The organism is Stenotrophomonas sp. YIM B06876, assembly GCF_030711595.1.
Lineage (GTDB): Bacteria > Pseudomonadota > Gammaproteobacteria > Xanthomonadales > Xanthomonadaceae > Stenotrophomonas.
Map to the genome: position 1 here is coordinate 1 of NZ_JAUJUJ010000110.1, position 2470 is coordinate 2470.

The following is a 2470-nucleotide window of genomic DNA, read 5'->3' on the forward strand; positions in this document are numbered from 1 at the left end:
TTTACATGGACCGTCGTTCAATCATCAAACATGCGGGTCTTGCGGGTGTGCTGGCAGCCGGCGTGGCGCCTGCAGCCCATGCGCAGCAAGCCAATGTGCGCTGGCGCCTGGCGTCGAGCTTTCCCAAGTCGCTCGACACCATCTTCGGCAGCGCCGAAATGTTTGCCAAGACGGTCAAGGCCCTGTCGGGCGGCAAGTTTGAAGTGTCCGTGCACGCCGCAGGCGAGTTGATGCCGGCTTTCGGCGTGGTCGATGCGATCCAGAACGGCACCATCGAAATGGCGCAGACCGCGCCTTACTACTTCACCGGCAAGGACCCCATTTTTGCCTTCGGCTGCGCCGTGCCCTTTGGCCTGACCGCGCGCCAGATGGACGCCTGGATGGAGCACGGCAACGGCCGCAAGCTGATGGACGCGTTCTACGCCAACTACAACATCAAGAGCCGCAGCTCCGGCAACACCGGCACGCAGATGGGCGGCTGGTACCGCAAGGAAATCAAGACCGTGGCCGACCTCAAGGGCCTGAAGATGCGCATGGGCGGCGGCCTGTTCGGCGAAGCCATGCAAAAGCTCGGCGTGGTGCCGCAGAACATGCCTGCCGGCGACGTGTACCAGGCGCTGGAAAAGGGCACGCTCGATGCGGTCGAGTTCGTCGGCCCCTACGACGATGAAAAGCTCGGCTTCAACAAGGTCGCGCCTTACTACTACTACCCCGGCTGGTGGGAGGGCGGCGCCGAGCTCGAATTCTTCATCAACACCAAGGCCTACGCGGCCCTGTCGCCCGAGTTCCAGGCCATCGTCGATGCGGCCACGGCCGTGGCAGCCCGCGACATGACGTCCAAGTACGACGCCGTGAACCCGATCGCACTCAAGAAGCTGGTGGGCGCCAAGACCCAGCTCAAGCCGTTCTCGAAGGAGTTGATGGACGCCGGCTTCAAGGCTTCGATGGAAGTGTTTGCCGCGCACGAAGCCAAGTCGCCCGAGTTCAAGAAGATCCACCAGGACATGCGCGCCTTCCAACGCGACCAGTTGCTGTGGGAGCGCCATTCCGAGCTGCGCTTCAACAACTACATGGCCACCGTCAAACTCTGAGTTCGCACCGTATTGGATGCGGCCCATGCTCACATGCATTGCCGCACCAACAGCCGGCGCCTCCATGCCACCTTTACGGCGGATGGAGGCACCGGTTTTTTTTCGCGCGCCGTACCCGGCAGACGCACTCTTTTCTTTTCCCACAGGAGATTTGTTATGGATCGTCGTTCCCTCATCAAGAATGCCGGCATCGCCGGCGTGCTGGCCGCTGGCGTGGCGCCGGCTGTCCATGCACAGGCAGCGGTGCGCTGGCGCCTGGCGTCGANCTCTTTTCTTTTCCCACAGGAGATTTGTTATGGATCGTCGTTCCCTCATCAAGAATGCCGGCATCGCCGGCGTGCTGGCCGCTGGCGTGGCGCCGGCTGTCCATGCACAGGCAGCGGTGCGCTGGCGCCTGGCGTCGAGCTTTCCAAAATCGCTCGACACCATCTATGGCTCGGCCGAGGTCTTCTCCAAGGCGGTCAAGGAGATGTCGGGCGGCAAGTTTGAAGTCTCGGTGCACGCCGCCGGCGAACTGATGCCGGCCTTTGGCGTGGTCGATGGCGTGCAGGGCGGCACGGTCGAAATCGCGCACACCGCGCCGTACTACTTCTTCGGCAAGAACGAGGCCTTCGCCATTGGCGGCGCCATTCCATTCGGCATGAACTCGCGCCAGCTCACCGCCTGGATGGTGGACGGCAACGGCCACAAGCTGATGCGCGAGTTCTACGCCAAGTACAACATCGTCAACTTCCTCGGCGGCAACACCGGCGCGCAGATGGGCGGGTGGTTCCGCAAGGAGGTCAAGTCGCCGGCCGACATCAAGGGCCTGAAGTTCCGCGTCGGCGGCTTTGCCGGCAAGGTGATCGAGCGCATGGGCGGCGTGCCGCAGAACATTCCGGGCGGCGAAATCTACCAGGCGCTGGAGAAGGGCACCATCGATGCGGCCGAGTGGATCGGGCCGTACGACGACCAGAAGCTGGGCTTCAACAAGGTGGCGCCGTTCTACTACTACCCCGGCTGGTGGGAAGGCAGCCTGAACCTGGAGTTCTACATCAACGACAAGGCCTTCAACAGCCTGTCGCCGGAGTACAAGGCCATCGTGCAGGCCGCCGCGCACGAGGCGCATGTGGTGACGCAGGCCCGCTACGACGCCCGCAACCCCGGCGCGCTCAAGCAGCTGGTGGGCGCCAAGACCAAGGTGCTGCCGTTCCCGCCGTCGGTGATGGACGCCTCGTTCAAGGCCACGATGGAGGTCTACTCCGAGCTCGACGCCAAGAACCCCGACTGGAAGAAGATCTACGGCGACTACCGCAACTTCCAGCGCGACCAGGTGCTGTGGTTCCGCTTCGCCGAAGGTAGCTTCGATACCTTCATGCAGCGCCAGAAGCTGTGATTCC

2 protein-coding genes are annotated in these 2470 nt (G+C 63.0%); both read left to right on the top strand.

Annotated features, from left to right (window positions below):
• On the top strand, nucleotides 1-1091 hold a 1091-nt coding region (locus QZH66_RS15080), incomplete at its 5' end, for a TRAP transporter substrate-binding protein (protein ID WP_305806730.1).
• A 295-nt stretch (nucleotides 1092-1386) separates the two neighbouring features.
• Nucleotides 1387-2466 (top strand): TRAP transporter substrate-binding protein, encoded by a 1080-nt coding sequence (locus QZH66_RS15085; RefSeq protein WP_305806731.1) that lies wholly within the window; start codon nucleotides 1387-1389, stop codon nucleotides 2464-2466.
• The last annotated feature ends 4 nt before the right edge of the window (nucleotides 2467-2470 follow it).